Here is a 26,459-nt window from a genome sequence, read left to right on the forward strand (position 1 = left end):
CCGCATGCGCGCCCAGGCCGAAGCTCTCCGCGACTACATCGTCGCCATCCGTCGTGATCTCCATCAGCACCCGGAGCTCGGCTACCGCGAAACGCGTACCGCACAACAGGTGATCGCGCAGCTCACCACGCTCGGCCTGCCCTATCACGGCGGTGTCGCCGGCACCGGTGTGGTGGCCGAGCTGAAAAAAGGCGACGGCCCGACCGTGATCATCCGCGCCGACATGGACGCACTGCCGATCATCGAGGACACCGGCCTGCCGTTTTCGTCCTGCCATCCCGGCGTGATGCATGCCTGCGGCCACGACACCCACGTGGCCATGGGCCTGGGTGCGGCGCGGCTGCTGCTCGACGCCGATTTCGCCGGCACCGTGCGTTTCGTGTTCCAGCCGGCCGAGGAAGGCTGCTACGACGATCCGGACGGCTGGTCGGGCGGACAGCGCATGGTCAAGGAAGGCGTGCATGCCGGCGCCAGCGCGGCGATCGCGCTGCACCAGGTGCCGATCCTGCCGACCGGGCAGATCAGCATTCGCGACGGTGCGGTGATGGCCGCCAGCGACGAATTCGAGATCGTGGTCCACGGTCGTGCCGCCCACGCCGGCGTGTCGCCGCAGGCGGGCATCGACGCGGTCGTCATCGCCGCACAGATCGTCACCACGCTGCAGACCATCGTCGCGCGCAATGTCGGCCCGACCGATACCGCCGTCGTCAGCGTCGGCACCCTCCAGGGCGGCACGGCGACCAACATCGTTGCCGAACAGGTCCGCCTGACCGGAACGATCCGTACGCTGAACATGGAAACCCGCGCCCACGTCCACGCCCGCGTCGCGACGATCTGCGAGCACGCCGGCGCGATGCACGGCACCAGCGTCGACTGCCGGATCGCCAACGGCTACCCGGTGACGATGAACGATGCCGGCATCGCCGCCATTGCCCGCGGTGCCGCGCGCAACGTGCTCGGCGAAGAGGCGCTGGTCGAACTGCCGCCGCTGATGGGCGGCGAGGACTTCTCGTTCACCGCGCAGGCGGTGCCGTCGTGCTTCGCGCTGCTTGGCACCCAGGGGCCGGAGCGCAGTCCCTACTCGCTGCACAGCCCGAAAATGGTCGTCGACGAGTCCGCACTGCCGCTGGGCTCGGCCTGGCTCGCCCAGACCGCGCTCGACCTGCTGGCGCATTTCGCCGCGCCGCGCTAAGCACGGCTCATCCTCGAGGGCACTTCCTGCCGGTCGCAAACCCAGCTGGCGGCGTTGTACTCACTTGCCGACTCGTACTGTTGTGACCGACGGGAATCCCCGCGGGATGTTTCGCACGCCTTGCCAGCACCGCTACGCCGCGTTTTGTCCGCCGCTCGAACGAGGGGGCGGCTACGCGTCGAAGCGGTAATCGAAGTCGTAGAAATGTCGGCCGTCGGCAATACGGATCGTCAGCGTCCCGTCCAGACCCGCCAGCTCGCCGGAACCCGAGTCGGGTACCACCGACACCCGCAGTTGCGGCGTGCCGCGGTGCATCGTGCCGCTGTGCTGCAGCGTGAAGCTGCCGCTGCGGCCGGCCAGCGTGCCGCTGACGCGCTCGATCGCGACATAAGCGGCCGAACCGGCAACGGCAGTCCCGGCCGACAGCATCTCGCCGACGCTGGTCGCCACCAGATCACCGCTGAAACGCTTGTCGATCGCCCGCCGCCCCAGCGTCCCGTCGGCCGGATCGTGCAGCTCCAGCGCCTTCAGCCCGACTTCGAATGTCCCGCTTGCCCGCATGTGCTTTCTCCAGAAGTCACCGGCCGGTCCGGCCGGCCGTGCTCAATCGTCGCCGTCGAACAGCTCGCCGGCCTTTTCCAGAATCGCGTCGACGCTGGCGTCGATCAGCGGCGCCATGTAGTCCGACACCTTGTCCATCAGCGCCTCGCCGGTATCGGCCGCGACCTTGCTGGCGACCTTCTTGAGCGCGGCCTTGAAAATGCCCTTGAGCGAGGTATCGGGTGCGCCGGCCGCGACCAGCGCCAGTCGCAACGATTCCTTGTCGGCATCGGCCACCGAGTCCTCGGCCAGCGCCGAAATCGCGTCGAGACCGAGCTTGACGATGCTCGGCGAGAACGAGCCGTCCGACAGGTAGCCGAGCTGCTTCACCTTGGCACGCAGATGATCGGACACCAGCGGGTTTTCGACCTCGAGCACGAAGACTTCGCCGTCCTTCTGGATCAGCGGCTTTTTCAGCAGCGCCTTCACCTTCGCATCCAGCTCGTCCCCGGACGAGCGCCGCAGCTCGCGGGCGTAGATCAGTCCGCGCGCCTTGGCACGCGTCACGCGCAGCTTCGACACCAGCTCGTACAGCTCGGGATCGGTCCCGATTGCTCCGGTCTGCTCGAGCGCATTCAGGAAGAGCAGCTCGACTTCACCCTTGGGCAGCGCGCCAAAAACCGGATTCAGGTAACCGGCGAGCAGATCGCTCAGCGCCTTGCGTACCGTGGCCTCGTCCACCCGCTCGATGATGTCCGCGACATCCATGCTCGTGTCTCCATTTCGTCTGGCGCCCGTCGGGCCACCCGCTCCTGAATAGCCGGAATCGGTCATTTCGCCAACAAAAATGACGATCTGCACCCGACATTCATCAGCTTTAAGACAGTTTTGCGCATGGCCCGGCGCCACACGGTGTGCATACTCCCGCGGGCATCGCGACACGGCGGGCTTATACTGCCGGCCTCGCATTCTCACCGGAGCCCAGCCATGTCGACCCTCCCCGCCTGCCCGCAATGTGCGATGGAGAACATCTACCCGGACGGCGACAACCTCGTCTGCGCCGACTGCGGCCACGAGTGGAACCCGCAGTCGGTGGCGGCCAGCGACGATGAAGCCCGCGTCGTGCGCGATGCCAACGGCACGGTCCTGCACGACGGCGACGCGGTGGTGCTGATCAAGGACCTGAAGGTCAAGGGGTCGTCGATCACGCTCAAGCAGGGCAGCAAGGTCAAAAGCATCCGCATTGTCGGCAACGGCGATCACGAAGTCGACTGCAAGCTCGATGCCGGCCAGTTCATGCTCAAGGCCTGCTTCCTGAAAAAAGCCTGATCGCTGCCGGGCAAAGAAAAACGCACATCCCCGGATGTGCGTTTTTCCTTTCGCGACGCCGGCCGGATCAGAGCCGGAAACGGGCCACCGAGTTTTTCAGCTCCACCGACAGCGCCTCGAGCGCCTGGACGTTGCGGTTGGCCGCGGCGACCGAATCGGCCGACGACTCGACCATGTTGGCAATGCGTTCGACATTGCTGGCCACGCTGGCGCTGGCAACGCTCTGCTCGGCCGTGGCGTTGGCCACATCGCGGATCTTGCCCAGCGTCGATGCCGAACCGGCGCTGATCTCGCGCAGCGCTTCGGCGGCCTGACCGGCCAGCTCGACACCGCGCGCCACCTGCGGCTTGACCTCGTCCATGCTGTGGACCACCGAACCGGTATCGGCCTGGATCGCCTGTGTCATGGCGGCAATCTCGCCGGTGGCCTGCGTCGTGCGCTCGGCCAGCTTGCGCACTTCGTCCGCCACCACCGCGAAGCCGCGTCCCTGCTCGCCGGCGCGCGCGGCCTCGATCGCGGCGTTCAGCGCCAGCAGGTTGGTCTGGTCGGCGATGTCCTTGATCACGGCGGCGATGCCGTCGATCTCGCGCGAGCGCTCGACCAGACCGGCAATCAGCACCGAGGCGTCGCCGATCTGCGTCGAGACGCGCTGGATTTCGGCCGAGGCGTTGTTGACCAGCGATTCGCCCTTCACGGCCAGCTCGGTCGAACGCGACGAGTTGCCTTCGGTTTCGCGCGCGCTTTCGGAAATCTGGTCGACGCTGACCGACATCTGCTCGATGGCCGCAGCGGTCGCCGCCGTCGCATCGGACGACTGCCGTGCGGCCTGGTTGATCTGCGTCATCTGCCCGGAAAGGCTGACTGCGGCCTGGCCCAGCCCGCTGGCGCCGTGCTGGATGCCTTCGATCATCTGACGCAGGCTGGCCTGCATTGTCGCAACGGCCCCCAGCAGGCTGTCGACCGCGACCTTGCCGTCGATGCGGCGGCTGAGGTCGCCACCGGCGATCGCCTGTGCCACCTCGGCTGCGTATTCGGGCTCGCCCCCCAGGCGGCTGTAGATGCGCCGCGACATCATCACCGCAACGGCAATCACGATTGCCAGCACGACCAGTCCGATGATCAGGAAGGCCAGTGCGTAGTGCCAGTAGGCCCGGTCGATGTCGTCGGTGAACACGCCGAAGCCGACGATCCAGTTCCAGCCGCCGACCTTGATCACGCCGTTGATCTTCGGAACCTCAACGTCGCTGCCGGGCCGCTTGGTCACGATGTCGGTGTAGCCGAAATCGCCCTTCGACAGCACGTCGAGGTAGGCCTGATGCGTGGTGCGGCCGTCGGGCAGCTTGGAGCCGAAGTCGACCTTGCCGACCCGCTTGGGGTTCGGGTGAACCAGCATCTTCGCGTCCATGCTGCGCACGAACACGTAGTCGTCGTCCTTGGACAGCGCCGAGGTCGCCTCGATCGCGCGCGCCTGGGCTTCCTCGCGGCTCAGCTTGCCGCCCTGTTCGAGCGACTGGAAGTGCTGGATCTGGCTGGCCGCCAGATCCAGCAGCAGACGGATTTCCGCACGGCGCTCCTGCAGCATGGTCGAACGGATGGTCTGCAGGGCGTACCCGGCGATGATGACGAGGCCGGCGACCGCACAGACGACGATCAGCCCCAGACGGGTGGACAGTTTCATTGCTTTACTCCAGCGCCCCCCTGACGAGGCGGATTGACTTGGTTTGATCTGTTCGTGGCAGATCGCGGGTCATTTGTATTAGTAATTTGTAATTTACTTACTTACAGGCGGATTATAACCAAGTCCGCGCCGAACCGATGACATCGGCACGGGAAAGCGCCGGACGGCTGGCGCAATCCGGCATGGCCGACGCCCCGCACGCTATAAAAACATGACCCTCATGCAGTCAACATAAGGAACAACCATGATCTATCGCGCCAGCTGTCACTGCGGACGGATCGCACTCGAAATCGATGGCGAGATCGGCCCGGTCATCGACTGCAACTGTTCGATCTGCCAGCGCCGCGGGCACCTGCTGTGGTTCGTGCCGCTGGACAAGCTCAGGTTGCTGACGCCCGCAGCGGACCTGAGCACGTACACGTTCAACAAGCACGTGATCAAGCACCGCTTCTGTCCGCACTGCGGCTGCGGCCCGTTCGGCGAAGGCGTCGATCCGGCCGGCCACGCGATCGCCGCGATCAACGTCCGCTGCATCGAAGGCATCGACCTGGCCAGCCTGACGATCCGGCCCTACGACGGCCGCAGCAAGTAGCCCGCTCCGCTGCGCCATGAACGGCAACGCCCCGCATTGCGGGGCGTTGCACACCGGCTTCACTTGACCGGCAGTCAGCAGATGCCGAGGTCCTCCCACGGCCTAGCGCTGCCACTGTTGCGGTCCGGCTGCTCGCCCTGCGTCACCCACTTGGCGCGGTAGTTGCGACCGCCGTAGCTGGCGCGCTCGCCGGCGGCGTAGGTCGTTGCGCTGACCCACGGCGCAGCGCAGACCGCGGCGTTCAGCGACATCGTCGCAGCCAACGCCTGCGTGCCGCCACGCAGGCTGGCAATCGGCTGGCCCGACGCGGCGATGGCCTTGATCTCGTCGATGCCCAGTGCCCGTGTCCACACCGCGACGTCGTCGAAGCCCAGCGCAAAGCGTTCGGCCGGATAGCGGCTGTAGTAGTCGCCGCGCGCATCCTCGTTCAGCGCCCAGCGGCCGTAGCCCGGGACGATGTTGCCGGTGACGTTGCCGAAGCCGAGCACGGTTTCGCGCACGTCGGTGGCGGACTGGCTGGCGTAGCAGCGCATCGTTTTAGCGCTCTTGTCGACGCAGATTGCCACGTAGCACCAGGTGTCGAGTGGCATCGCCAGATAGCCGTCGGCGCGGTTGGTGCCGTCGCCGATGTTGAACTTGAAGCGCCCGTCGCCCGAGCCGCCGATCGAGATGCCGGCGTTCTTGCCGGTCGCCCAGTCCTTGTTGGCGACGATGCTGGTCATGTTCGTGCCCATGCCCGACGGCATCCTCACCCAGAAGCCCAGCGTGAATGCGTTGCTGGCCGCGCTGACGTCGTACGGCAGGAAGGCCGCAGCGGCCTGCAGCGCATCGAGGCGGATGCCATTGCCGTACTGCGACGCCGGATACGTTGCCGTGCCGGCAATCGTCGCCGTGCCGGCCGCAACGTCGTCGCTGCCGTCGGCGTCGAAGCGGTGATAATGCGCCAGCCCGGTCAGCAGCGCACTGCTCCAGGCCGACGGAGCCGGTGTCGGTGCGGTGCGCAGGCTGTCGATCGGCTGGCCGGCCGAGGCGATCGCCTGGATGTCGCTCGCCGCCAGCACGCGGTTCCATACCGCCATGTCGTCGAAGGCCAGCAGGTAGCGCTCGGTCGGGAAGCGGCTGTAGTAGTCGCCGCGACCGTCCTCGTTCAGCGCCCAGCGGTTGTAGCCCGGCACGATGTTGCCGGTGACGTTGCTGTAGCTCACCGTCGTCGTCGACACCGTGCCGGCTGCGTTGCTGGCGTAGCAGACCAGTTTCTTGTTGGCGGTATCGAGCGCGAGCGCCATATAGACCCACGCACCGGTGACCATGGCGATGTAGCCGTCGGCGCGGTTGGTGCCGTCGCCGATGTTGAACTTGAAGCGCCCGTCGGACGTGGTGCCGATCGAGATGCCGGCATTCTTGCCGGTCGCCCAGTCCTTGTTGGCCATCACGCTGGTTTCGGTCGTCATGCCGGCCGGCATCTTCACCCAGAAACCGAGCGTGAAGCTGGCCGGCCCCTTGGCCATGTCGAACGGCAGGAAGGCGGCGGCGGCCTGCTTGGCGTCGAGCGTCAGCGCCGAGCCGAACTTGCCGGCCGCGTCGTAGGTGACCGGACCGACCGTGCCCAGCGCCGAGCCGCCGACGTCGTCAGACCCGGTGCTTTCCAGCCGGTAGTAATGCGTCATGCCGCTCAGCAGCGCGGCGGTGAAGCCGGCCCCCGGTGCCGGCGTGGGCACCGGGCTGGGCGCCGGGGTCGGTGCGGGGCTGACGCCCGGTATCGCCACGCGGCCCGGGAAGGTCATGCTGTTGCCGCCCTCGATGTGGCCGCAGTACTCGTAGACGAAGACGTTGCCGGTGTCGCCGCCGACCAGCAGCATGAAATCGTACCAGTTGCTGCGCGTCGCCAGATTGAGCGTCAGGCTGGCGTTGGCGGCGATGGTTTGCGGCGCGCGCGCGCCGGCAAGATAGTCGTCGACGTTGACGGTGATCGCCACCGGCGCACGGTTCTGGATCGTGATGGTGACGACGCCACCGGCCGGGTTCGGCGTCACGTTCACCTGCGGATACGCCCCGCCCTGCCATGCGGTCGGCAGCACGTTGCCCGCAAAGCGGCGGTAGAAACTGTTCGGGCCGTGCACGGCCAGATCGAAGCGGCCGGAAGCAACCGCGCTGGCGTCGAACACCAGGGTCTGCGCGCTGCTGCCGACGGTGGCGAACACCGGCGCGAACGTCAGCGTACCGTAGCCGTGGATGTCGAACGCTGCCGACTGGGTGCCACCGTTGCTCAAGGTCAGCGTGATCTTCTTCGTTGCCGGGTCGACCGCAGCGTCGACATTCGGCTGCACCGCCACCGGTCGCAACGGCCGCGCGCCACCGTTCTCGATGTTCGGCGCGGCGACTTCGCCGTTCGGCTGCGCCGCCGGCAGGTTGGCGCACGCGAACGCCGCATCGCTGGCCAGATTCGCGGTGTTCGGCAAGGTCGACGGGAAGCCGTAACCGCTGGCGACGAAGTCGAAACCGTCCATCAGATCGCCGCAGACGCTGCGGCGCCACGCGCTGATGTTCGGTTCCTGCACGCCGGTAAAGCGCTCGAGGAAACGGATCGTCGAGGTGTGGTCGCTGGCCTGACTGTGCACCCAGCCGCCGACGCTCCACGGCGAGATCAGCCAGGTCGGAATCCGGTGGCCGAGGCCGAGCGGGTAACCGCCGCTCCACTCGTTGGTCGTGCCCGCCGGCGGAATCGGCGGCACCACGTGGTCGAAAATGCCGCCGTTTTCGTCATAGGTGTAGATGAACACCGTCTTGGCCCACACCGCCGGGTTGCTGGCGAGCGCGTCGAGGAAGATCTTGGCGTAATCGCCGCCACCGTTCGGGCTCGAGTTCGGGTGTTCGGACAGCGCCGCCGGCGCGATGATCCAGCTCACTGCCGGCAGCGCGTCGTTGGCGACGTCCTGCGCGAACTGGGTGCGGGCGAGGCGCGTCATGCCGCGCTTGTAGAGGTTCGAGGTCGTCGCGGCGTTCTTGAAGTTGGCGAACCACGCCAGCGCGTTGTCGTCGTAATTGTCGGCCTCCTGGTACATCTTCCACGAGATGCCGGCCGCTTCGAGCCGCTCGGCATAGGTCGTCCAGGTGAACGGCTTGGATTCGTCGTTGTTCATCGACGCACCGTTGCCCCACAGCCCGGCGCCGTTGCTGCCCGACATCAGGAACAGCCGGTTCGGATTGGTGCTGGTGTCGGCCGAACAGAAATAGTGGTCACAGGTGGTGAAGGCGTCGGACAGCGCGTAGTGGAACGGGATATCGGCGCGGCTGTAGTACGCCATGCCGTAATTGCCCTTGTTCGGGATCCACTTGTCCATCGTGCCGCCGTTGAACGCCTGCCGGCCGGTTGCCCAGTCGTGGGCCACGTCAACCATGCACTGGCCGTTGGTAGTGGCGCTGTTGAGCCGGAACGGCCAGATCGCCTGGCCCGCGGCGCTTTTCTGTGCAAACACGCTGCTGCCGTCGGGCAGGCGCAGCGGATGCGGATCGTTGTAGCCGCGCACGCCGTTGAGCGTGCCGAGGTAGTGGTCGAACGAGCGGTTTTCCTGGCTCAGGATCACCACGTGCGCCACCGAGGACAGGCTGCCGCCCGACGGCGTGCCGGCGGCCAGCACCTTCTGCAGGCTGAGCGGCAGCGCGCCCAGCGCAGCGCCGACCCCGCCGTACTTGAGGAAGTTGCGACGATTCATCTCTCTCTCCGTTGTTGTGTCGCCCCCTCTAACGGGAGGCAGCGCACTGTGCACGGCGAATATGAATCGCAGCTTTCCACTTGGTGAATTTGTCACGACATCTAGATGACATGGGGAAACCCGCAGCACGGCACTGGCTGACGGCACTACAATCGGGGCATTGCCGGCGCGCCCGGCCGTGGCTCCCGGAGCTTGTTGCATGCTGCAAACGATCACCGCCTTCCTCGGCAACATCCTGCTGGTTGTCGCCGCACTGATGCCCATCCTGAACCCGCCGGGGCACGCGCCGATCTTCCTGTCGATGACCACGGCGTACAACGAGCAGGAAAAAGCCATCCTCGCCCGCCGCGTCGGCATCTACAGCTTCTTCCTGATTCTGGTGAGCATGTTCACCGGCAGCTATGTGCTCGATTTCTTCGAAGTCTCGCTGCCGATCATCCGCGTCGCCGGCGGCCTGCTGGTCGCTGCCGCGGGCTGGAAACTGCTGTCGGACGAAGGCAAGAACAGCAACCGCAAGCTGGAAGAACAGGCAGTAGCGCTGGAACACAGCAACGAGGAACTGCGCTCGCGCGCCTTCTATCCGCTGACCTTCCCGATCACCGTCGGCCCCGGCACCATCACCGTCGCCATCACCCTCGGTGCCGGCCTCAAGGGCCCGGGCCTGCTGCACCGGCTGGACATGCCGATCGCCAGCATCATCGCCACCGCGCTGGTCGCCTACTCGCTGTACTTCTGCTATCGCTACGCGGAAAAGATCATGCGGATGCTGGGCAGCACCGGCACCATCGTCTTCCTGCGGCTCTCGGCCTTCATCCTGTTCTGCCTCGGCGTGCAGATCGTCTGGGACGGTGCGAGCGCGCTGCTGGCGGATTTTGTTGCGCATTCGGCGCCGGCCTTGCTGAAGCGCTGACAAGCCCGTTGGGGGAACACGGCGACTACGCAACACCGGGATGCGGCAGGCCGGTACTTCACCGGCTTCAGCGGACTTGGGAGTCCGCCCGGGTCAGCGCTGCAGTCGCCGTTTTCAGCTGTCGGAGCAAGCAAACGTGCCACAGCACATTCCTCATCGCGATCAAACCCGGCAATGCAATGACGATGCTTCCGACCGGATTGCCTCCTTCAAGTGACCGTACCGAAAACAGTACGACTCCGGCGCAGAGTACGGCGTTGCTCGCCAGGCCGGCCAGGGCTGCAGGATGGCTTGTCGGAAGAGACCGGATGGAAAGGATCGTGGACAGCGCAGCCGCAAAGCCGACGGCGGCAAACACATAGCCTGGTGCGGCAAAGAAGCCGAACAGCAGCTCGGCGACAAAAACAGCCAGCCAAAACAATGCAAATACAATGTTGATAATCAGCATGCGAACCTGCGTGTGGTTTAAACGGGATGAAGTTTGCGGCACAGGTTCGCTCAACCTGTCGCCACAAGGGAAAGCTGGCGTGCTTTACTGAAAATCCGGGAGTTCCGAATTTGGATTCGACTCTCTGACGAATTCAACAACGGCAACAAAAAGAGAAGAGTGGTTTTTCTTGTTCATCGGCGCCACCCGGAAATCCAGCAAGGTCACGCCACGCGGCGGCCCACCGGACGCGTGAGCGCGAATGGTGATCAGCAACGAATCCACCAGTGCATCCATCGACTGTCTGGACAACCATATGGAAACACGCTGGATGTCGGCGACATCGACCTCCTTCCAGCGATGAAAAGTAGAGTAATTGGCGTAGATCAGCTTTTTGGTTTCACGATTCAGCTTGACTCGCTGAAATCCAACTCCGGCGAAAATCAAGAAACACATGAAAAAGAAGCCGGAATTGAACAGCACCAACCCAATCAGGTCGTGATAAAACGTGCCATACGGATCATGGTAAACGTCCCATGAAATCCACACACCAACACCCAGAAACATGAGCGGAAGCAGGAACAAAACACCCCAGCCTGTCGTAAACAGCTGAACCCTTGAGTCTGAATCCATCAGAAATGAATCCTGTTTTCCATCAAGCACACCGCGACCAGAAAAACCTGCCAAGCCTAGAAGAAATTGAAATACCCTCTCGGGCTGATCAGGAGCACCACGGGAATGGCAAGCAATGCACTTCGCCAGTAGGTCGCCAAACTGGTACGCAAGAAGAATACGGCCGCCAGGTAATAGCTCAGCGCGGTCAGTATGTAGACAACGTAACTTGAGAACAAACCGGCGGCCATGCAGGACCCGTCGCCACAGGAATAATCAATGCGGGGCGTAAAGTAAGAAACGAAGGGCATGAGGACGGCAAGACCGAAGAACAAGGCACACATTTTTTTCGGAAAAGAATCCAGAAACTTCATATCGACCCCCTAATAATCCCCATAAAAAACAGGACGAGCTTGATCACTCACACCAACCTCACCCCATGCGCAGAGAAATTCAATTACCGTAGTACATACGAACCGCCTTCTGCACAGCACCATTGCTTTTGTATTTTTTCTTCATGACCGTCACCTCCCCATCAACCGAGTCACACTTCAACTTTCTCATTTCCTGTTTGACCTCTCTGTCACGCTGCGAGTCATCGCCATTCAACTCGCCTGTAAAATGCGAACAGGTTACCCCTCTGTCGAGCATTTTTGCTGCATCAACAGGCAGGGTTTTGAGTACCTTGTCGTAGTCATTCCAAATATCCGCCTCCGTGTTGGCAAACGACGGAACAGCCCCACTCAGAAAAAGCACAACAGGAATCAACACGAATTTGAACATGGATAAAATCCGAACCCGATGGGAATCAACAGCGAACGGCAGACTGGGTAATGACGTGAAGTGACGATCCGCCACCACTCTGAGATAGAGCAATGTTGAATTTTGTCAGAATAGAAAATAGCTTTCAAGCATCATACACAAAACAAACAATCAAATAAATTCGGCGATTGTTATCGATCGTCACAAACGCAAAAAAGCCCACCATTCGGTGGGCTTCTTCGTTGCGGCCGTTGCGCTTACTTGCCGTCGAGCAGCTGTTCGATCTGCTGGCGCGGGATCGCGCCGGAGACGATGCGGCCGTTGCCGAATACGAGCGCCGGCGTGCCGGTGACGCCGAGCGATTCGCCCAGCGCCAGGTTTTTCTCGATCGGATTGGCGCAGTCGGCCTTGCCTTCCGGCAGCTTGCCGTTGTTCATGAAGTTGCTCCACGCGGCCGCCTTGTCGTCGGCACACCAGATCAGCTTCGACTTGCGCTCGGCATCCGGGTGGATGTTGAGCGGGAACAGGAAGGTGTAGATGGTGACGTTGTCGATGCCCTTCAGGCTTTCCTGCTCGAGCCGCTTGCAGAACGGGCAGTCCGGGTCGGAGAACACCGCCAGCTTGCGCGCACCGTTGCCGCGCACTTCCTTGATCGCCTGATCCATCGGCAGCTTGCTGAAGTCGGTCTTCATCAGCTCGGCCATGCGGCGTTCGGTGACGCTTTCCTTCTTGGCGACGTCGACCATGTCGCCGACGATGACGAAGTTGGCCTGCGCGTCGGTATAGACGATCTGGCGGTTGGCGATGACGACTTCGTACACGCCCTTGATCGGGCTCGGGTTCACCGCGGTGATTTCGCGACCCTGCAGCGTCGACGCCAGCTTCTGGCGGATCTGCTTCACGTCGGTCTTCGAATCGGCCTGGGCCGAGCACGCGGTCAGCGCGACCATGCCGATGACGGCCAGGCTCTTGGTGATGCGGGTCAACTTCATGCGGTTTCCTCTGTTAGATGCACGCGTCGGTCGCGTGACGGCTCACGCGTCCATCGCGTGACGTATCAACTGCTGCTTGATCCATGGCAGCGAATCGGTCAGGCCCAGCCCGGCGTTTCGCAGCGTTTTCAAAAACGGGTTGCGGTTGTTGAACAGCTTCTGCAGGCCGTCGCACGCGCCCTGCATCAGGTAAATCGCTTCGCGCCGCGCCAGCTCGTAGCGGCGCAGGTTGAGCCGGTCGCCGAGCAGACTGGTGTCAGTCGCCGCCAGCAGCCTCGCCAGCTCGGCCACGTCGCCGAAACCGAGGTTGACGCCCTGCCCGGCCAGCGGATGCACGGTATGCGCGGCATCGCCGACCAGCGCGACACCGTCGCGGACCAGCTCGCGCACATGCGTCAGCCGCAGCGGAAACGCCGCCGCCGGGGTGATGCAGTGCAATTCGCCCAGTGCCCGGCCACCGGCCGCGGCGACCCTGGCGTCGAGTTCGGCCAGTGGCAGCGCCAGAAGTTCATCCTTGCGCGCCTCGTTGCACGACCAGACGATCGACATCCGCTTCCCCGCCAACGGCAGCCAGGCGAGGATGCCGTCGTCGAAGAACCATTGCCGCGCCACACCATAGTGCGGCCGCTCGGTCTCGAAATTGGCGACCACGCCCCACTGCTCGTACGGTCGCGCGGTGCTGTCGATGCCGGCGCTGCGGCGCAGCCACGAGTTGGCACCATCGGCGCCAACCGCGAGCCGTGCACGCAGCACGCGGCCATCGGCGAGCGAGACGGTAACACCGTCGGCGTCCCGGGCAAATGCGGCCGGTTCGGCCGGCGCCAATACGCTGACATTCGGCGCCGCCAGCGCGGTCTGCCACAGCGCAGCCTGCAGATTGCCGCTTTCGAGGATGGTCGTCAGCGCATCGATGCCGGCGTCGAGCGCGTCGAACGTCAGTCCGCTGCGGCCGTCGTCACCGGTGATCCGCATCTGCGAGACCGGCTGGATCCGCTCGAGGTCGAGCCGCTGCCACGCGCCGATGCCGCGCAGCAGCTTCTCGCTGGCGCGGCTGATCGCGTAGACGCGGTTGTCCCACTGCGCACGGGGCGCTTCGGTCTGCGGCTTACGGCCTTCGAGCAGCAGCACCGAATGCCCGCTCGGTGCCAGCGCTGCAGCCAGGGCGGTACCGACAAGGCCACCGCCGATGATCAGGATGTCTGCGTCGTAGTGCATGGCGCAGAGTGTATCAGAGCCGCCGCAAAGTCTGTCGCGAGCCGCCGGCAGCCTGCGCGTGTCGGGTTTGCCGGACGAAATCCGGCCGTCTACGCTGGTGCGTGCCTTCCTGCCTGATCCTCGCCGCCTTCGTTGCCGGCGTCTGCGCCCTGCAACGCCTTCCCGCCCTGCCCCCTGTATGGCCGGCGCTGCTCGTTGCGCTGGCGCTGACCGGTCTTGCCATTCCGCACAGCCGTTACCGGACGCTGGCCTGTGTACTCGCCGCGCTCGCCGCCGGCGTTGGCTACGCCGACTATCGTGCCGGGCTGCGGCTGGCCGACCGCTTGCCGGCAGCACTCGAGCAGCAGAGCATCGTCGCCGACGGCTATATCGCCGACCTGCCACAGCAGAACCGCTATGGCTGGCGTTTCACCTTCGTGGTGCAGCACAGTGATCCGCCGGGCCTGCCCGAACGCGTCCAGGTCAACAGCTACGGTGACCGGCTTCAGCCGCAGGCGGGCGAGCGCTGGCGGCTGACGCTCAAACCCAAACGGCCGCACGGTCTTGCCAACCCCGGCGGCTTCGATCTGGAGCGCTGGCTGCTGACCGAGGACGTCGGTGCGACCGCCAGCGTCCGAAGCGCAGAACGCCTGCCCGGCCATGCGTGGCAGGCCGGTGTGAGCCGTGTCCGCGAGGCGCTGCGTACCCGCTTGCAAAGCCAGCTCGGCGATGCGCCGTACCGCGGCGTGATCGTCGCACTGGCGGTCGGCGATCAGGGCTGCGTGCCGAAGGCGCAGTGGCAACGCTTTGCCGCTACCGGCGTCACCCACCTGATCAGCGTGTCGGGCCTGCACATCACGCTGTGGGCGACGCTGCTCGGCGCACTGGTCAATGCCGGCTGGCGCCGCGTACCACGACTGGTGGCCCGCGTGCCGGCGCAACGCGCCGCGCTGGTCGCCGGCGTGCTGGCCGCACTCGGCTACAGCGTCCTGTCCGGCCTGAGCGTACCGACACAGCGGACCTTGCTGATGCTGCTGATCGCCGCCATCGGGCTCTGGCGTGGCCGCAGCAGCGCGCCGCTGTTCACCTGGCTGCTCGCGCTCGCCGCCGTGGTGCTGGTCGATCCGTTCGCCACACTGTCGGTCGGTTTCTGGCTGTCTTTCCTCACCGTCGGCGCGCTGCTGTACGCGGGAGCGGCCACACTGGGGAAATCGCCGCGCTGGCATGGCTGGGTCGCCGCCCAATGGGTCGCGACGCTGGCAAGTTTTCCGGTGCTGGCGCTGGTGTTCCAGCAACTGCCCCTCGTCTCGCCGCTCGCCAACGCACTGGCGATTCCGCTGGTCAGCATGGTCGTCACGCCACTGGCCCTGCTCGGCGTGCTCGACCCCAGCGGAACCCTGCCCTGGCTGGCCGAGCGCGCCTTCGCGCTGACCGACCGCTGGCTGCAGTTGTGCGCACAGGCACCGGTGCTGACCGTCGCCGCGCCCCCCGCTTGGGCGTGGTTGCCGGCCACGCTTGGCGTCGTGCTGTGGCTTGCCCCGCGGGGCATCACCGGCAGACTGTATGCGCCGGTACTGTTGCTGCCGCTGGCCGCATCGGGGACCAAGCCACTCGAAACCGGCGTGTTCCGCGCCACGGTCATCGATGTCGGGCAGGGGCTGGCCGTGCTGGTACAGACGAACTCGCACACGCTGCTCTACGACAGCGGTCCGCCACCGTCGACCGACCGGGCGCTGTTGCCGACGCTGCGTGCCCTGGGCATTCGCCGGCTCGATACGCTGGTCGTCTCGCACAACGACAACGACCACAGCGGCGGCGCCGAGGCCATCCTGCAAACGCTGCCGGTCGGCTTGCTGCAGTCGACCTTGCCGGCACAGCATCCGGCACGGCAACAACCCGTCCGGCACCTCGACTGCGCCGCCGGACAGGGCTGGACATGGGACGGCGTGCGGTTCGACGTTCTCTGGCCGGCGGCGGATTTCATCGCAACGAACGACAACGCCAGAAGTTGTACCGTCCGCATTGCTGCGGCCTCCGGCCAGGCCCTGCTGCTCGCCGGCGACCTCGGCCGCAACGAGGAAACCGCCTTGGTCGCGCAGGGGCTGGAACCAACCGGGATCATCGTCGCACCGCATCACGGCAGCCGCTCGTCATCGTCGCAAAGCCTGCTCGATGCCACGACACCGCAATGGGTGGCGTTCTCGAGCGGCTACCTGAACCGTTTCCGCCATCCGCATCCGGCCATCGTCGCGCGCTATGCCGACGCCGGCGCGCAAGTGTTGCGGACCGATCGCGACGGCGCGATCACCTTCGACGTAGGCAGTACGGTTACGGTACGACGCTGGCGCGCCGAGCATCCGGCCTACTGGTCGGCCGAGCGCAGCGACGCACTGTCACTGCCCGAAGGGAGCGGTGGCTGATACAGTCCCGCTTCATCCTCCGACGAGACCGAGCATGCCAACCCTGACCGCGCTGTACCGCTATCCGGTGAAATCGATCCATGGCGAGGCGCTGACGCACAGCTTGGTCGCCGCGGCCGGTCTGGCCGACGACCGCGCCTGGCTGGTGGCCGACCGCAATGGCCGCTTCATGACCGGGCGAGACTGGCCGCAACTGGTCCGCATCCGCGCCGAGGTTGCCGACGCCACGCTGACGCTCCGTGCGCCGGGCATGCCCGACCTGCAGATCGCCCGCAATGCGTTCGACACGGCACATCCGGCCCAGGTATGGAAGGACGAGTTCGGTGCCTGGCACGGCCCGGTCGAGGCTGACCGCTGGCTGAGCGACTACCTCGGCAGCGACGCCCGGCTGCTGTACACCGGCACGGCGCCGCAACGCCGCATCCGACGGTTACCGGACATTCCGCTGTCGTTCGCCGACGGCTATCCGCTGCTGCTGATCGGCGAAGCATCGCGACGGCAGCTGTCCGACTGGGCCGGACAGGATTTCGCCATGACGCGCTTCCGTCCCAATCTCGTCGTCGACGACGCCGAACCGTTTGCCGAAGATGGCTGGACCCGCATCCGCATCGGCGACGTCGTCCTGCGCATGGTGAAACCCTGCACGCGCTGCGTCTTCACCACTGTCGATCCGGACAGCGGCGAGAAGTCCGCCGACCAGGAACCGCTGCGGACACTGGCAAAGCACCGCAAGGGTGAAGGCGGCGTGCTGTTCGGCCAGAACGCCATTACCGAGATTGCCGGGCGGATCGAAGTCGGCATGCCGGTCGACCTGCTGGACTGAGCACCGCGACAAAAAGGCGAAAACAAAAAGCCCCGGTCGATACCGGGGCTTTTCATTGGCATTGGAGCGACAGGCGAAGGCACTCAATCGTCGGTGAGGCGCACCCGCGCAATCACTGCATTGCCCCGCCCCTGATATTCGACGCTGTCGAACGACAGCATCCGCGCCATCGAGATGCCGCGACCATGCGGGTCGAAGGCGCGCTCGGGAGAGAATTCGAGGAAGGGCTGCCATTCGAAACCGTCGCCCTCGTCGGTGATCGTGAACACCAGCACGTCGGCACGCTTCTCGAAAGCGACATGGACGTTGCGGCGACGAAAATCCGCGCATTCCAGCCGGATGTCGATCTCCTCCTGCCAGCGCCCCTGCTGCAGCAGCCGGGTCTTGTCGGCATAGCTGATCCCGAGGTTGCCGTGTTCGACCGCGTTGACCAGCAGCTCGGACAGGCCTACCGCCACACGCTGCGGCTCCGGGCAGGCGTTCGACAGCAGCAGTGTCAGTTGTCGGGCCTCGTCGAGCGTACGGAAATGGAATTCGCCGCGCGTCAGCAACCGGTACGTCGACGCCTGCGCCTCGAGCTGGGATTCGAGCTGGCGCTTCTCCCGGTAGAACTTGACCGCCGCGGCGACGATCGCCAGCAGCATGTCGCGCTGGAACGGCTTGATCAGGTAGTAGTAGGCACCGGCGGCCAGTCCTTCGCGGACGTTCTCGGCCGCACCGACCGCGGTCTGCATGATGACCGGCACGTGGCTGATTTCGGACTGCTTGAGCCGCGCCAGCAGGGCCATGCCGTCCATGCGCGGCATCATCCGGTCGAGCAGGATGGTGTCGAACTCGCGGTCGTGGGTCAGCAGCGACCACGCCGCTTCGCCGTCTTCGGCAGTGACGACCTCGTAACCGACGTCGGTCAGATGCTCGCCGAGAATCTCCAGATTGTACGGTTCGTCGTCGACGACGAGGATGCGAGCGTCCGGCAATATAGTCTCCCTGCAGCTAACCGTTAGCAGCCAGCATACCCGTCAAGCGCGGGCGCCCGCCAGATCGGCGTAGAGCGCGGTGAATTCGAGCGTCAGTTTGTGGCGCGCATCGAGGAAAGGCAGCGGCACCGCGCGCTCGTGCGACTCGCGCACCTTGACCGAGCTCGACAGCCTGGTCGGCAGCAGCGGCAAGCCCTGCTCGGCCAGTTCCTCGACCATGCGTACCGGCAGGCTGGCACGCGGCTGGAACTGGTTGACGACGATGCCTTCGATCGCCAGGCCGGCATTGTGGTCGGCCCGAATCTCGTCGACACGCCCGATCAGCGACAACAGTGCCTGGCGCGAGAATGCATCACAATCGAACGGGATCAGGCAGCCATCGGCGGCAATCAGCGCCGAAAGCGTGAAAAAGTTCAGCGCTGGCGGTGTATCGATCCAGACCTCGTCAAAGTCGTCGGCCAGTTCGGCCAGCGCCTCCCGGAGTTTGTAGATCTTGTGGCGCGATTCGAGCTTGCCTTCAAGTTCGGCGATCTCCGGATCGGAGACCATGACCGACAGTCCGGCAAATGGCGTCGAATGCACGAAGGCCGCGGTCGGCTTGGCGTATAAGCTGAAATTGAGCACCTGATCGAAGAAGCCGGCCAGCGTTGGCGTGGCGGATTCGAGTGCATCACCGAGCAGATAGCGGCTGGCATTGCCTTGCGGGTCGAGGTCGACGACCAGCACGCGCCGGCCTGCCTGTGCTGCCGCCGCGGCAAGGTTGACCGAGATCGTGGACTTGCCCACGCCCCCTTTCTGGTTGAAGACCACCCGACGAAGCATCGCTGAATCCCGCCAAGACGCCGATTGCGCCGAGGGAAATATAGCACGCACGCCCTCGCGCGCGCGTAGGCGAAGCAGGATTTGCTGCTGGCAGTAATAATTACCGATTCAATAGTGGAAATAGTTACCGGATTCGATTTCGCTGGGTTCGTAGACTGCACAGCGTGGTTCGGAAGTCTCGAACCGACGTGCACTGACCCTTTCCCTCGAAGGAGAAAACCAAATGAAAATGAAGCATGCAGCTCTCGCCATCGCTCTGGCATTCGGCGCCGCAGGCCTTGCACAGGCAGAAGTAACCATCAGCGGTAAGGCTGACTTCGGTGTTCAAGCACGCGACACCGGCGACAGCACCCAGGGTGCGGTGAAGTACCAGGGCGAGATCGACTTCAGCGGCCGTGACAAGCTCGACAACGGCATGAACTTCATCTGGACCTTGAACCAGGAAATCAACAACATCAACGCTGGCTCGAGCTACACCGCAAACAGCCAGTGGGGTAACCGTGATGCATACGGCGGCCTGGAAGGCGACTTCGGTACCGTTCGCGTTGGTAAGTTCCGTTCGGGCGTTTACGCGCTGACCGACGATCTGTACGGCGATACCGGTGCTGACTGGTTCTTCTCCGACTACGGTCGTGGCATGACCCAGCGTCCGGACAACATCGTCGGCTACACCAGCCCGGTGTTCGGCGGCTTCCAGTTCTCGGCTGACTACATCCTCGAAAACCAGAGCACTGGCAAGTCCAGCAGCAACGGTTACGACGTTGCCGGTACCTACACCAACGGCGGCCTGAAAGTGCTCGGCGGCTACCAGGCTCGTCAAGGCTTCGACGGCACCAAGGACGCGACTGCGGGTGCTTCGTTCCAGCAACCGGACGGCTCGTACAGCTACGGCGACAGCCTGAACGGCGGCTCGGATGACACCGACAGCCAAACCGCTTACGTCGGTCTGCAGTACAAGTTCCAGAACGGCTTCGGCGTGACCGGCGGCTACAAGTACATGGAATTCACTCCGAACAGCACGGGCGCTACCTACGGTGGCACCGCACTGGACGCCGGTACTGACTACCATCAGAACATGTACAACCTGATGCTGTCGTACAACCAAGGCCGTCACGACGTGTACGCTGCGTACACCTACCTGGACGACCTGAAGGGCGGCAGCGCGCCGTCGGATTCGGGCGCCCAAGCGTTCTCGCTGCGTTACAACTACCACATGTCGAAGAACACCTTCGCGTACGCCGAATACCGCTACGTGAAGAACGACCAGAACTCGTCGTACAGCGCCGATGACGACCTGTACAACTACAGCGCAACCTCGGCCGGTGAAGACACCCAACGCGGTATCGTTGGCGTTCGCACCTACTTCTAATCGATCGATTGGAACTGGCGTCACAAGAAACGGAGCCTTCGGGCTCCGTTTTTTTTCGTCGGTACGTCCGGCACAGGTGAAATTGACCCTGTCTTGAAAAGGGGCATCGCGCCCCCACGTTCTTCCCCACTCCGGGGCCTCCCCGACCGTCATTTGCAAGGAGAACACATGAGCAAGGAAACGCTGGGCTTTCAGGCCGAGGTCAAACAGCTGCTGCAGCTGATGATTCACTCGCTGTACTCGAACAAGGAAATCTTCCTGCGCGAGCTGGTCTCGAACGCATCGGACGCCTGCGACAAACTGCGCTTCGACGCCACGCAGCATCCGGACCTGTACGAGGGGGACGGCGAGCTGAACATCCGTGTTTCTTTCGACAAGGCAGCACGCACCGTCACGATCGCCGACAACGGCATCGGCATGCGGCGTGACGAAGTGGTCGCCAACATCGGCACCATCGCCCGCTCGGGCACCAAGGAATTCTTCAGCCAGCTGACCGGCGACTCGGCCAAGGACTCGCACCTGATCGGCCAGTTCGGTGTCGGTTTCTACTCGGCCTTCATCGTTGCCGACAAGGTCACGCTGACGACGCGACGCGCCGGCGAAACGGCGGCAACGCGCTGGGAATCGGCGGGCGATGGCGAATACACGCTCGAAGACGTCGAGAAGACCGGTCGCGGCACCGAGATCGTGCTGCACCTGAAGGACGGCGAGGACGAATTCCTCAACGACTGGCGCCTGCGCAGCGTGATCACCCGCTACTCGGACCACATCAATCTGCCGATCCTGATGCCCAAACGCGCCGAACACGACGACGAAGGCAAGGAACTGCCGCCGTCGGGCGAATGGGAAGCCGTCAACCAGGCCAACGCATTGTGGACCCGCAGCAAGAGCGAGATCAGCGACGAGCAGTACAAGGAGTTCTACAAGCACGTCTCGCACGACTGGGAGGAGCCGCTGGCCTGGAGCCATGCGCGCATCGAAGGCCGGCAGGAATACACCGAGCTGCTGTACATCCCCAAGCAGGCGCCGTTCGACCTGTACGAGCGTGAACGCCGTCACGGCGTGAAGCTGTACGTGAAACGGGTCTTCATCATGGAAGACACCGAAAAACTGATGCCGCAATACCTGCGCTTCGTGCGCGGCGTGATCGACTCGGCCGACCTGCCGCTGAACGTCTCGCGCGAGATCCTGCAGCAGAGCCGCGATGTCGAAGCCATCAAGACCGGCTGCGTCAAGAAGGTCCTCGGCCTGCTCGAAGACCTCGCCGAGAACCGCAAGGAAGACTACGCCTCGTTCTGGCAGACCTTCGGCAAGGTGCTGAAGGAAGGCGTCGGCGAGGACTTCACCAACAAGGAACGCATTGCCGCGCTTGCCCGTTTCGCGTCGACCGCCAATGAAGGCAGCGAACAGAACGTCAGCCTCGCCGACTACATCGGCCGGATGAAGGAAGGCCAGGAAGCGATCTACTACATCACCGCCGACACCTTTGCCGCCGCACAGCACAGCCCGCACCTCGAAGTCTTCCGGAAGAAGGGCATCGAAGTGCTGCTGCTGTCCGACCGCGTGGACGAATGGTTTGCATCGAGCCTGACCGAGTTCGACGGCAAGCCGCTGCAATCGGTGGCCAAGGGCGAGCTGAAGCTCGATGCCTTTGCCGACGAAGCCGAAAAACAGCAGCAGGAAGCGGCCGAAACCGAGTTCAAGTCGGTGCTCGACAAGGTCAAGGCGGCGCTCGACGGCCAGGTCAAGGACGTGCGCGTCACCACGCGACTGACGGACAGCCCGGCCTGCCTCGTGGTCGAAAACCACGACATGAGCGCCAACCTCGAACGCCTGCTGAAGTCGGCCGGCCAGGACGTCGGCGGCGTGAAGCCGATCCTCGAACTGAACCCGACCCATCCGCTGGTGCAGAAACTCAAGGCCGAACTCGACGGTGAACGCTTCGGTGACTGGACCCACCTGCTCTACGATCAGGCCCTGCTCGCCGAAGGTGGCCAGCTCGACGACCCGGCCGGTTTCGTCAGGAACCTGAACAAGCTGATGCTGGTCGGCTAATCGCCTCCGCCCAACAAAAAGACCGCTGATCGGCGGTCTTTTTGTTGGAACGAGCATCGGCGAAACGCAGCTCAGATTTTCAGCGGGCCGCCGGGCAGCTGCATGTCGCTGCGGATGTCGCGTACGCCGTCGATGCCCGATGCCACCGAGACCGCGAGCGCACCGGTTGACGGTGTATCGACCGTGCCCTTGAGCGTGACCACGCCGTTGTGGCTGACCGCATGCAAATCGAACGCCTTGAGCTGCTTGTTCTGCTGCAGCGCAACGGTCGTGGCCCTGGCGATTTGCGGGTCCGACGGCCCGGCGCTGCCGGTCGCGACGGCAGCATGTGCATAGAGCCCCAGCGACAGCAGCGTGGCAATCAGGGCGGTCTTGGTTCGGGTTTTCACGACATCTCCGGTACGGTAGGTTCAGCGGGCGCCATCCGGTCCTGCGCGGCCTGCGCCCCGGCTGGTCACGCCCCGGCCGATCACCGATCGATCGGGACATCCTGTTTCTCTTGCAGATGTGATTGGTGCTTGGCCCGACGTCGAATTGCGCCGGTAGCCATACCAATGCAAGTGCCGTGCCATGTCGAGAAAATCGATAAAAATCAGGGGGCTACGCGTGAATCGGAACGGTGCGGCATGATCGGCTCGCGCCCGGAAGACCAAACCGTCGCCGAACACCGACAGATGTCGCGCCGCTTTACGCAACCCCCTGTTTCAGCAGCGGATTTTCATGTCGCTATTCGGCGACACCATCACCACGGAACAATGCCGGTGTCAGCGCATGTTTCTGCAACAGGCGGTAAAACTCGGTGCGGTTGCGGTCGGCCAGCTTGGCGGCGTCGGCAACGTTCCCATCGGTGAGCTTGAGCAGGCGGGTCAGGTAATCGAGTTCGAAACGGCGCTTGGCTTCGGCATAGCTGAGCACTTCCGCCGACGGCTGGCGCAGCGCCCGCTGGACCAGCGCAAGCGGCACGATGCTCGCCGTGCACAGCGCGCAGACCTGTTCGATGGCATTGAACAGCTGGCGCACATTGCCGGGCCACGCCGCCGTCGACAGCGCTTCCAGCGCATCCGGCGCAAAGCCGTTCAGGCGCTTGGCGTATTTTTCCGCCAACCGCTGCAGCAGGTGATTGGCGAGCAGCGGAATGTCCTCGCGCCGCGCCGCCAGCGGCGGCAGCGTCAGCGCGACGACGTTGAGCCGGTAGTACAGGTCCTCGCGAAACTCGCCTGCCGCCATGGCCGCATCCAGATCGCGGTGCGTCGCCGACAGGATGCGCACGTCGATCGGCAACGATTCGCTCGACCCGACCGGCCGGATCGCTCGCTCCTGCAGCACACGCAACAGCTTGACCTGCAGCGCCAGCGGCATGTCGCCGATCTCGTCGAGGAACAGCGTCCCGCCGTCGGCGGTCTGGAACAGCCCGCGATGGTGGTTGACCGCACCGGTAAACGCCCCCTTCACATGACCGAACAGTTCGGACTCGAGCAAGGCCTCCGGGATTGCACCGCAGTTGACCGCGACGAACGGTCTCGCAGCACGCGGGCTGGCCTTGTGGATGGCCCGCGCCAGCAACTCCTTGCCCGAACCCGATTCGCCGCGAACCAGCACGCTGGCGTCCGATGCCGCAATCAGGCGCGCTTCGGTCAGCAACTCGGTCATGGCACTGCTGCGGCTGACGATTTCACTGCGCCAGGCGTCGTCACCCGCCTCCGGGGTTGCCGCCGACACGAGCAGCGCCTGCCGCACCTTGTCGAGCAGCACCTTGCTGTCGAAGGGCTTGGTCAGATAGCCGAACACACCGCGACTGGTGGCGTCGACCGCATCCGGAATCGTTCCGTGCGCGGTCAGCAAAATGACCGGCAGCGCCGGCAGCCGGGCACGGATTTCCTCGTACAAGGCCAGCCCGTCGCCATCGGGCAGGCGCACGTCGCTGATCACGAGCTGGGGCGTCATCACCGCCAGCTGCGCCAGCGCCGACTGTACCGTTTCGGCGGTACTGACCCGGTAGCCGGCCGCGACCAGCCGCATCGACAGCAGTCGCAGCAGGTCGACATCGTCGTCGACCAGCAGGAGCGAGGCACCGTTCATGGGGCCGCCTTGGGCTTGAGCGGCAGGCCGTGCTCGATCGCCTTGAGTGCGTTGAGCTTGTCGTTGAGGTCGTTGGCGCGCCGCTGCGCGTCCTTGAGCTGCTGGTTCAGCTTGTCGGTGTCGGCATCCTGACGGCGCAGTTCGGTGTACTGGGCCGACAGCCACTGCACCAGCGGCCGTAATGCATCGGCCTGCGCCCCGCTTTGCTTCTGCTGCGCGTCGAGCAACGCGATCGCCCGTCCGAGGTCGCCGGAGCCGCGCAGCTGCGCGTACGCCATCGCCCGCTGGATCTGCGCGACTTCACCCGGCTCGGCAGCAAGGCGCGTGATCTCGCGGTTCAGCTCGGCCGGCGGGCGGACGCGCAACGACACGGCGTAATCGAACAGCCCCCGCCAGTCGGGGAGCTCGACCGCCGCCGGCGCGCTGGCCACCGGCGGTCTGCTCGCCGGCGCGGACGCCACCGGCGCCGGCTTGGGCTCGGGCGGACTGACACAGGCGGCCAGCAGTAGGACGAGCAGCAGCTCAGGTCGTTTCGGTGCTTTCATCAGGTAACTCGATCCGGAAATGGGCGCCCTTTGCACTCGGCAACAGGACGATACGGCCGCCGTGAGCGGCAAGATATTCACTGACAATGGACAAACCCAGCCCGCTACCGCGCCGGGCCCCGCCGGGCTGGCGCTCGCCCTGGACGAAGGGCTGGAAGATACGCGCAGCGTCGGCGTCGGCCACGCCGGGTCCCTGGTCGATGCAGTCGAGCATCGTTGCGCCGTCGGTCCGGGCCAGCACGAACCGGATCGCGCCACCGCGCGGGCTGAAACGGATCGCGTTCGACAGCAGGTTGCCGATCACGGCGCCCAGCTTGTCGGCATCACCGTCAAACGCCGGTGCTCCGCCTTCAACACCGACGGTCAGCGCCAGCGCCTGCCACTGCAGACGTTGTGCCTCGATCACCGAAGCAATCAATGCCTGCAAATCGATCGGCACACGGACGAGTGCCCGCGCCGAAAAGTGCATTGCGTGATAGCGCAGCAGATCCTCGATCTGTCGCTGCAGCGCGGCGACGTTGTTCGCCAGAATGTCGACGACTTCGCGCTGGCCGGTATTCAGTACGCCGGGGACTTCGTCCTCGAGCAGCGCGACGCCCTCCCTCAGCGAGGCCAGCGGCGTTTTCAGTTCGTGCGACACGTGGCTGACGAAGCGCGCCTTGTCGGCGTCGAGTTCGGCAAGACGCAGGCGCAACCAGTCGAGCTGAACGCCGAGCCGGCGCAGGTCGGCCGGTCCGCGCCGGACGGCAATCGGAGCCTCGAGCCGGCCTTCACCCAGCCGGTGGATCGCTGCTTCGATCTGCGCCAGCGGCCGGGCCAGCCAGCCGGCCAGCGCCAGAGCGATCAGCGCCGCAGCACCGATGGCCACGGCGACCATGACGGCGATGTTCCGGCGTTCGCGGTCGAGCTCGTCGAGCAGCGCATCGTTGCGTCGCTCGAGCTCGTGGCGGCTTTCCTGCGCGATCTGCTCGTTCAGGCTGCGCAAGCGGACGATCTGCTCGAACACCGTGGCCTGCAGCCCGCGATCCCGGAGCAGATCGCGTCCGAGCGCCGCACCGACCGTCTCGCCGAGCCGCGTCCAGTCCCGCAGCGACGTCGCCAGGGCGGCGTCACCACCGGCGTTGGCGGCGAGCCACTGAACGGCTTCGGTAGCGTCCTGGTGCGATTGCCGCGCACGCAGCAGGAAGCTGGCGTCGTCGAGTACCAGAAACTGGCGCAGGCTGCGCTCGAACAGCTGCGTACGCTCGTTCAGGCGTTCGACCGCCTCGGTCTGCCGGACTGCGGCATCGGAGAGCGACCGGCTCTGCACTGCCGTCTGTTCGAGGATCGACAGCGCGCGCAGCGACGTCGCGCTGAGCAGCGCGGCGGCGAGCACGAAGGCCAGCAGCAGCAATTGGCGGAAAGTGGGTTTGGTCAGCGTGGGCATGC

Annotated in this window: 24 protein-coding genes; 8 read left to right on the forward strand and 16 right to left on the reverse strand. The window is 64.7% G+C overall.

Going from position 1 to position 26,459, the window contains the following annotated elements; translation table 11 throughout:
- Nucleotides 1-4: 4 nt before the first annotated feature.
- Nucleotides 5-1,192: a M20 metallopeptidase family protein gene (locus tag IE097_RS17190; protein ID WP_189462125.1), complete on the forward strand. Its 1,188-nt coding sequence runs from the start codon at nucleotides 5-7 to the stop codon at nucleotides 1,190-1,192.
- Nucleotides 1,193-1,363: 171 nt separating this feature from the next.
- On the opposite strand, the gene IE097_RS17195 is transcribed toward IE097_RS17190, so the two are convergent.
- Nucleotides 1,364-1,753 (reverse strand): DUF3224 domain-containing protein, encoded by a 390-nt coding sequence (locus tag IE097_RS17195; protein WP_189462126.1) that lies wholly within the window; start codon nucleotides 1,751-1,753, stop codon nucleotides 1,364-1,366.
- Between the two features lie 42 nt (nucleotides 1,754-1,795).
- Nucleotides 1,796-2,500 carry a hypothetical protein gene (locus IE097_RS17200; RefSeq protein ID WP_189462128.1) on the reverse strand — a complete coding sequence of 235 codons (705 nt, stop codon included), beginning with the start codon at nucleotides 2,498-2,500 and terminating at the stop codon, nucleotides 1,796-1,798.
- Nucleotides 2,501-2,719: 219 nt separating this feature from the next.
- On the opposite strand from IE097_RS17200, the gene IE097_RS17205 reads away from it, so the two are divergent.
- The gene (locus tag IE097_RS17205) at nucleotides 2,720-3,061 is read left to right on the forward strand and encodes a zinc ribbon domain-containing protein YjdM (protein WP_189462130.1); all 342 of its coding nucleotides are present in this window, start codon (nucleotides 2,720-2,722) and stop codon (nucleotides 3,059-3,061) included.
- A 67-nt stretch (nucleotides 3,062-3,128) separates the two neighbouring features.
- On the opposite strand, the gene IE097_RS17210 is transcribed toward IE097_RS17205, so the two are convergent.
- On the reverse strand, nucleotides 3,129-4,739 hold the full coding sequence (locus IE097_RS17210; RefSeq protein WP_189462132.1) for a methyl-accepting chemotaxis protein: 1,611 nt from the start codon (nucleotides 4,737-4,739) through the stop codon (nucleotides 3,129-3,131).
- A 244-nt stretch (nucleotides 4,740-4,983) separates the two neighbouring features.
- On the opposite strand from IE097_RS17210, the gene IE097_RS17215 reads away from it, so the two are divergent.
- Nucleotides 4,984-5,331, forward strand: a complete 348-nt coding sequence (locus IE097_RS17215; protein ID WP_189462134.1) for a GFA family protein — start codon at nucleotides 4,984-4,986, stop codon at nucleotides 5,329-5,331.
- A gap of 74 nt (nucleotides 5,332-5,405) precedes the next feature.
- Here IE097_RS17215 and IE097_RS17220 read toward each other — a convergent pair whose 3' ends face one another.
- Nucleotides 5,406-9,044: a phosphocholine-specific phospholipase C gene (locus IE097_RS17220; RefSeq protein ID WP_189462136.1), complete on the reverse strand. Its 3,639-nt coding sequence runs from the start codon at nucleotides 9,042-9,044 to the stop codon at nucleotides 5,406-5,408.
- A 199-nt stretch (nucleotides 9,045-9,243) separates the two neighbouring features.
- On the opposite strand from IE097_RS17220, the gene IE097_RS17225 reads away from it, so the two are divergent.
- The gene (locus IE097_RS17225; RefSeq protein ID WP_189462138.1) at nucleotides 9,244-9,954 is read left to right on the forward strand and encodes a MarC family protein; all 711 of its coding nucleotides are present in this window, start codon (nucleotides 9,244-9,246) and stop codon (nucleotides 9,952-9,954) included.
- A 67-nt stretch (nucleotides 9,955-10,021) separates the two neighbouring features.
- Here the strand turns inward: IE097_RS17225 and IE097_RS17230 are convergent, their stop codons facing one another.
- From IE097_RS17230 to IE097_RS17255, 6 genes are all read right to left on the reverse strand, one after another.
- Nucleotides 10,022-10,402: a hypothetical protein gene (locus IE097_RS17230; protein WP_189462139.1), complete on the reverse strand. Its 381-nt coding sequence runs from the start codon at nucleotides 10,400-10,402 to the stop codon at nucleotides 10,022-10,024.
- 84 nt (nucleotides 10,403-10,486) lie between these two features.
- Entirely contained in the window at nucleotides 10,487-11,014 is a 528-nt protein-coding gene (locus tag IE097_RS17235) for a hypothetical protein (protein ID WP_189462141.1), read from the reverse strand.
- A gap of 56 nt (nucleotides 11,015-11,070) precedes the next feature.
- A complete protein-coding gene (locus tag IE097_RS17240; RefSeq protein WP_189462142.1) occupies nucleotides 11,071-11,367 on the reverse strand; it encodes a hypothetical protein in 297 nt (98 codons plus the stop codon).
- Nucleotides 11,368-11,446: 79 nt separating this feature from the next.
- Nucleotides 11,447-11,776, reverse strand: coding sequence for a hypothetical protein (locus IE097_RS17245; protein WP_189462144.1), 330 nt, complete (start codon nucleotides 11,774-11,776; stop codon nucleotides 11,447-11,449).
- 236 nt (nucleotides 11,777-12,012) lie between these two features.
- A complete protein-coding gene (locus IE097_RS17250) occupies nucleotides 12,013-12,747 on the reverse strand; it encodes a DsbC family protein (protein ID WP_189462145.1) in 735 nt (244 codons plus the stop codon).
- 42 nt (nucleotides 12,748-12,789) lie between these two features.
- Nucleotides 12,790-13,962: a UbiH/UbiF family hydroxylase gene (locus IE097_RS17255; RefSeq protein ID WP_189462146.1), complete on the reverse strand. Its 1,173-nt coding sequence runs from the start codon at nucleotides 13,960-13,962 to the stop codon at nucleotides 12,790-12,792.
- Between the two features lie 101 nt (nucleotides 13,963-14,063).
- Between IE097_RS17255 and IE097_RS17260 the strand changes: the two genes are divergently transcribed.
- Entirely contained in the window at nucleotides 14,064-16,361 is a 2,298-nt protein-coding gene (locus IE097_RS17260; RefSeq protein WP_189462147.1) for a DNA internalization-related competence protein ComEC/Rec2, read from the forward strand.
- A 34-nt stretch (nucleotides 16,362-16,395) separates the two neighbouring features.
- Nucleotides 16,396-17,184: an MOSC domain-containing protein gene (locus IE097_RS17265; RefSeq protein ID WP_189462148.1), complete on the forward strand. Its 789-nt coding sequence runs from the start codon at nucleotides 16,396-16,398 to the stop codon at nucleotides 17,182-17,184.
- Between the two features lie 83 nt (nucleotides 17,185-17,267).
- Here IE097_RS17265 and IE097_RS17270 read toward each other — a convergent pair whose 3' ends face one another.
- Nucleotides 17,268-18,161, reverse strand: coding sequence for a response regulator (locus IE097_RS17270; protein ID WP_229797647.1), 894 nt, complete (start codon nucleotides 18,159-18,161; stop codon nucleotides 17,268-17,270).
- A gap of 42 nt (nucleotides 18,162-18,203) precedes the next feature.
- Nucleotides 18,204-18,983 carry a ParA family protein gene (locus IE097_RS17275; RefSeq protein WP_189462149.1) on the reverse strand — a complete coding sequence of 260 codons (780 nt, stop codon included), beginning with the start codon at nucleotides 18,981-18,983 and terminating at the stop codon, nucleotides 18,204-18,206.
- A 223-nt stretch (nucleotides 18,984-19,206) separates the two neighbouring features.
- On the opposite strand from IE097_RS17275, the gene IE097_RS17280 reads away from it, so the two are divergent.
- Nucleotides 19,207-20,352, forward strand: coding sequence for a porin (locus IE097_RS17280; RefSeq protein WP_189462150.1), 1,146 nt, complete (start codon nucleotides 19,207-19,209; stop codon nucleotides 20,350-20,352).
- Between the two features lie 168 nt (nucleotides 20,353-20,520).
- Complete coding sequence (gene htpG, locus IE097_RS17285; RefSeq protein WP_189462151.1) at nucleotides 20,521-22,407, forward strand: molecular chaperone HtpG; 1,887 nt, start codon at nucleotides 20,521-20,523, stop codon at nucleotides 22,405-22,407.
- A 71-nt stretch (nucleotides 22,408-22,478) separates the two neighbouring features.
- Here htpG and IE097_RS17290 read toward each other — a convergent pair whose 3' ends face one another.
- From IE097_RS17290 to IE097_RS17305, 4 genes are all read right to left on the reverse strand, one after another.
- Nucleotides 22,479-22,796 (reverse strand): BON domain-containing protein, encoded by a 318-nt coding sequence (locus IE097_RS17290; protein ID WP_189462152.1) that lies wholly within the window; start codon nucleotides 22,794-22,796, stop codon nucleotides 22,479-22,481.
- Between the two features lie 337 nt (nucleotides 22,797-23,133).
- Nucleotides 23,134-24,486: a sigma 54-interacting transcriptional regulator gene (locus IE097_RS17295; RefSeq protein WP_189462153.1), complete on the reverse strand. Its 1,353-nt coding sequence runs from the start codon at nucleotides 24,484-24,486 to the stop codon at nucleotides 23,134-23,136.
- A complete protein-coding gene (locus tag IE097_RS17300; RefSeq protein ID WP_189462154.1) occupies nucleotides 24,483-25,031 on the reverse strand; it encodes a hypothetical protein in 549 nt (182 codons plus the stop codon). Before IE097_RS17300 ends, IE097_RS17295 begins: the two co-directional genes overlap by 4 nt.
- Nucleotides 25,009-26,457, reverse strand: a complete 1,449-nt coding sequence (locus IE097_RS17305; RefSeq protein WP_189462155.1) for a sensor histidine kinase — start codon at nucleotides 26,455-26,457, stop codon at nucleotides 25,009-25,011. Before IE097_RS17305 ends, IE097_RS17300 begins: the two co-directional genes overlap by 23 nt.
- Between the last annotated feature and the right edge of the window lie 2 nt (nucleotides 26,458-26,459).

The sequence above is a fragment of the Jeongeupia chitinilytica genome (assembly GCF_014652315.1).
Lineage (GTDB): Bacteria > Pseudomonadota > Gammaproteobacteria > Burkholderiales > Chitinibacteraceae > Jeongeupia > Jeongeupia chitinilytica.

What these genes read in the sequence shown, in the direction of transcription:
- IE097_RS17225 (WP_189462138.1), top strand. Translation starts at nt 9,244, where the DNA reads ATGCTGCAAACGATCACCGCCTTCCTCGGCAACATCCTGCTGGTTGTC.
- htpG (WP_189462151.1), top strand. Translation starts at nt 20,521, where the DNA reads ATGAGCAAGGAAACGCTGGGCTTTCAGGCCGAGGTCAAACAGCTGCTG.
- IE097_RS17265 (WP_189462148.1), top strand. Translation starts at nt 16,396, where the DNA reads ATGCCAACCCTGACCGCGCTGTACCGCTATCCGGTGAAATCGATCCAT.
- IE097_RS17275 (WP_189462149.1), bottom strand. Translation starts at nt 18,983, where the DNA reads ATGCTTCGTCGGGTGGTCTTCAACCAGAAAGGGGGCGTGGGCAAGTCC.
- IE097_RS17200 (WP_189462128.1), bottom strand. Translation starts at nt 2,500, where the DNA reads ATGGATGTCGCGGACATCATCGAGCGGGTGGACGAGGCCACGGTACGC.
- IE097_RS17240 (WP_189462142.1), bottom strand. Translation starts at nt 11,367, where the DNA reads ATGAAGTTTCTGGATTCTTTTCCGAAAAAAATGTGTGCCTTGTTCTTC.
- IE097_RS17205 (WP_189462130.1), top strand. Translation starts at nt 2,720, where the DNA reads ATGTCGACCCTCCCCGCCTGCCCGCAATGTGCGATGGAGAACATCTAC.
- IE097_RS17235 (WP_189462141.1), bottom strand. Translation starts at nt 11,014, where the DNA reads ATGGATTCAGACTCAAGGGTTCAGCTGTTTACGACAGGCTGGGGTGTT.
- IE097_RS17300 (WP_189462154.1), bottom strand. Translation starts at nt 25,031, where the DNA reads ATGAAAGCACCGAAACGACCTGAGCTGCTGCTCGTCCTACTGCTGGCC.
- IE097_RS17215 (WP_189462134.1), top strand. Translation starts at nt 4,984, where the DNA reads ATGATCTATCGCGCCAGCTGTCACTGCGGACGGATCGCACTCGAAATC.
- IE097_RS17305 (WP_189462155.1), bottom strand. Translation starts at nt 26,457, where the DNA reads ATGCCCACGCTGACCAAACCCACTTTCCGCCAATTGCTGCTGCTGGCC.
- IE097_RS17230 (WP_189462139.1), bottom strand. Translation starts at nt 10,402, where the DNA reads ATGCTGATTATCAACATTGTATTTGCATTGTTTTGGCTGGCTGTTTTT.
- IE097_RS17280 (WP_189462150.1), top strand. Translation starts at nt 19,207, where the DNA reads ATGAAAATGAAGCATGCAGCTCTCGCCATCGCTCTGGCATTCGGCGCC.
- IE097_RS17250 (WP_189462145.1), bottom strand. Translation starts at nt 12,747, where the DNA reads ATGAAGTTGACCCGCATCACCAAGAGCCTGGCCGTCATCGGCATGGTC.
- IE097_RS17195 (WP_189462126.1), bottom strand. Translation starts at nt 1,753, where the DNA reads ATGCGGGCAAGCGGGACATTCGAAGTCGGGCTGAAGGCGCTGGAGCTG.
- IE097_RS17220 (WP_189462136.1), bottom strand. Translation starts at nt 9,044, where the DNA reads ATGAATCGTCGCAACTTCCTCAAGTACGGCGGGGTCGGCGCTGCGCTG.
- IE097_RS17190 (WP_189462125.1), top strand. Translation starts at nt 5, where the DNA reads ATGCGCGCCCAGGCCGAAGCTCTCCGCGACTACATCGTCGCCATCCGT.
- IE097_RS17245 (WP_189462144.1), bottom strand. Translation starts at nt 11,776, where the DNA reads ATGTTCAAATTCGTGTTGATTCCTGTTGTGCTTTTTCTGAGTGGGGCT.
- IE097_RS17210 (WP_189462132.1), bottom strand. Translation starts at nt 4,739, where the DNA reads ATGAAACTGTCCACCCGTCTGGGGCTGATCGTCGTCTGTGCGGTCGCC.
- IE097_RS17295 (WP_189462153.1), bottom strand. Translation starts at nt 24,486, where the DNA reads ATGAACGGTGCCTCGCTCCTGCTGGTCGACGACGATGTCGACCTGCTG.
- IE097_RS17255 (WP_189462146.1), bottom strand. Translation starts at nt 13,962, where the DNA reads ATGCACTACGACGCAGACATCCTGATCATCGGCGGTGGCCTTGTCGGT.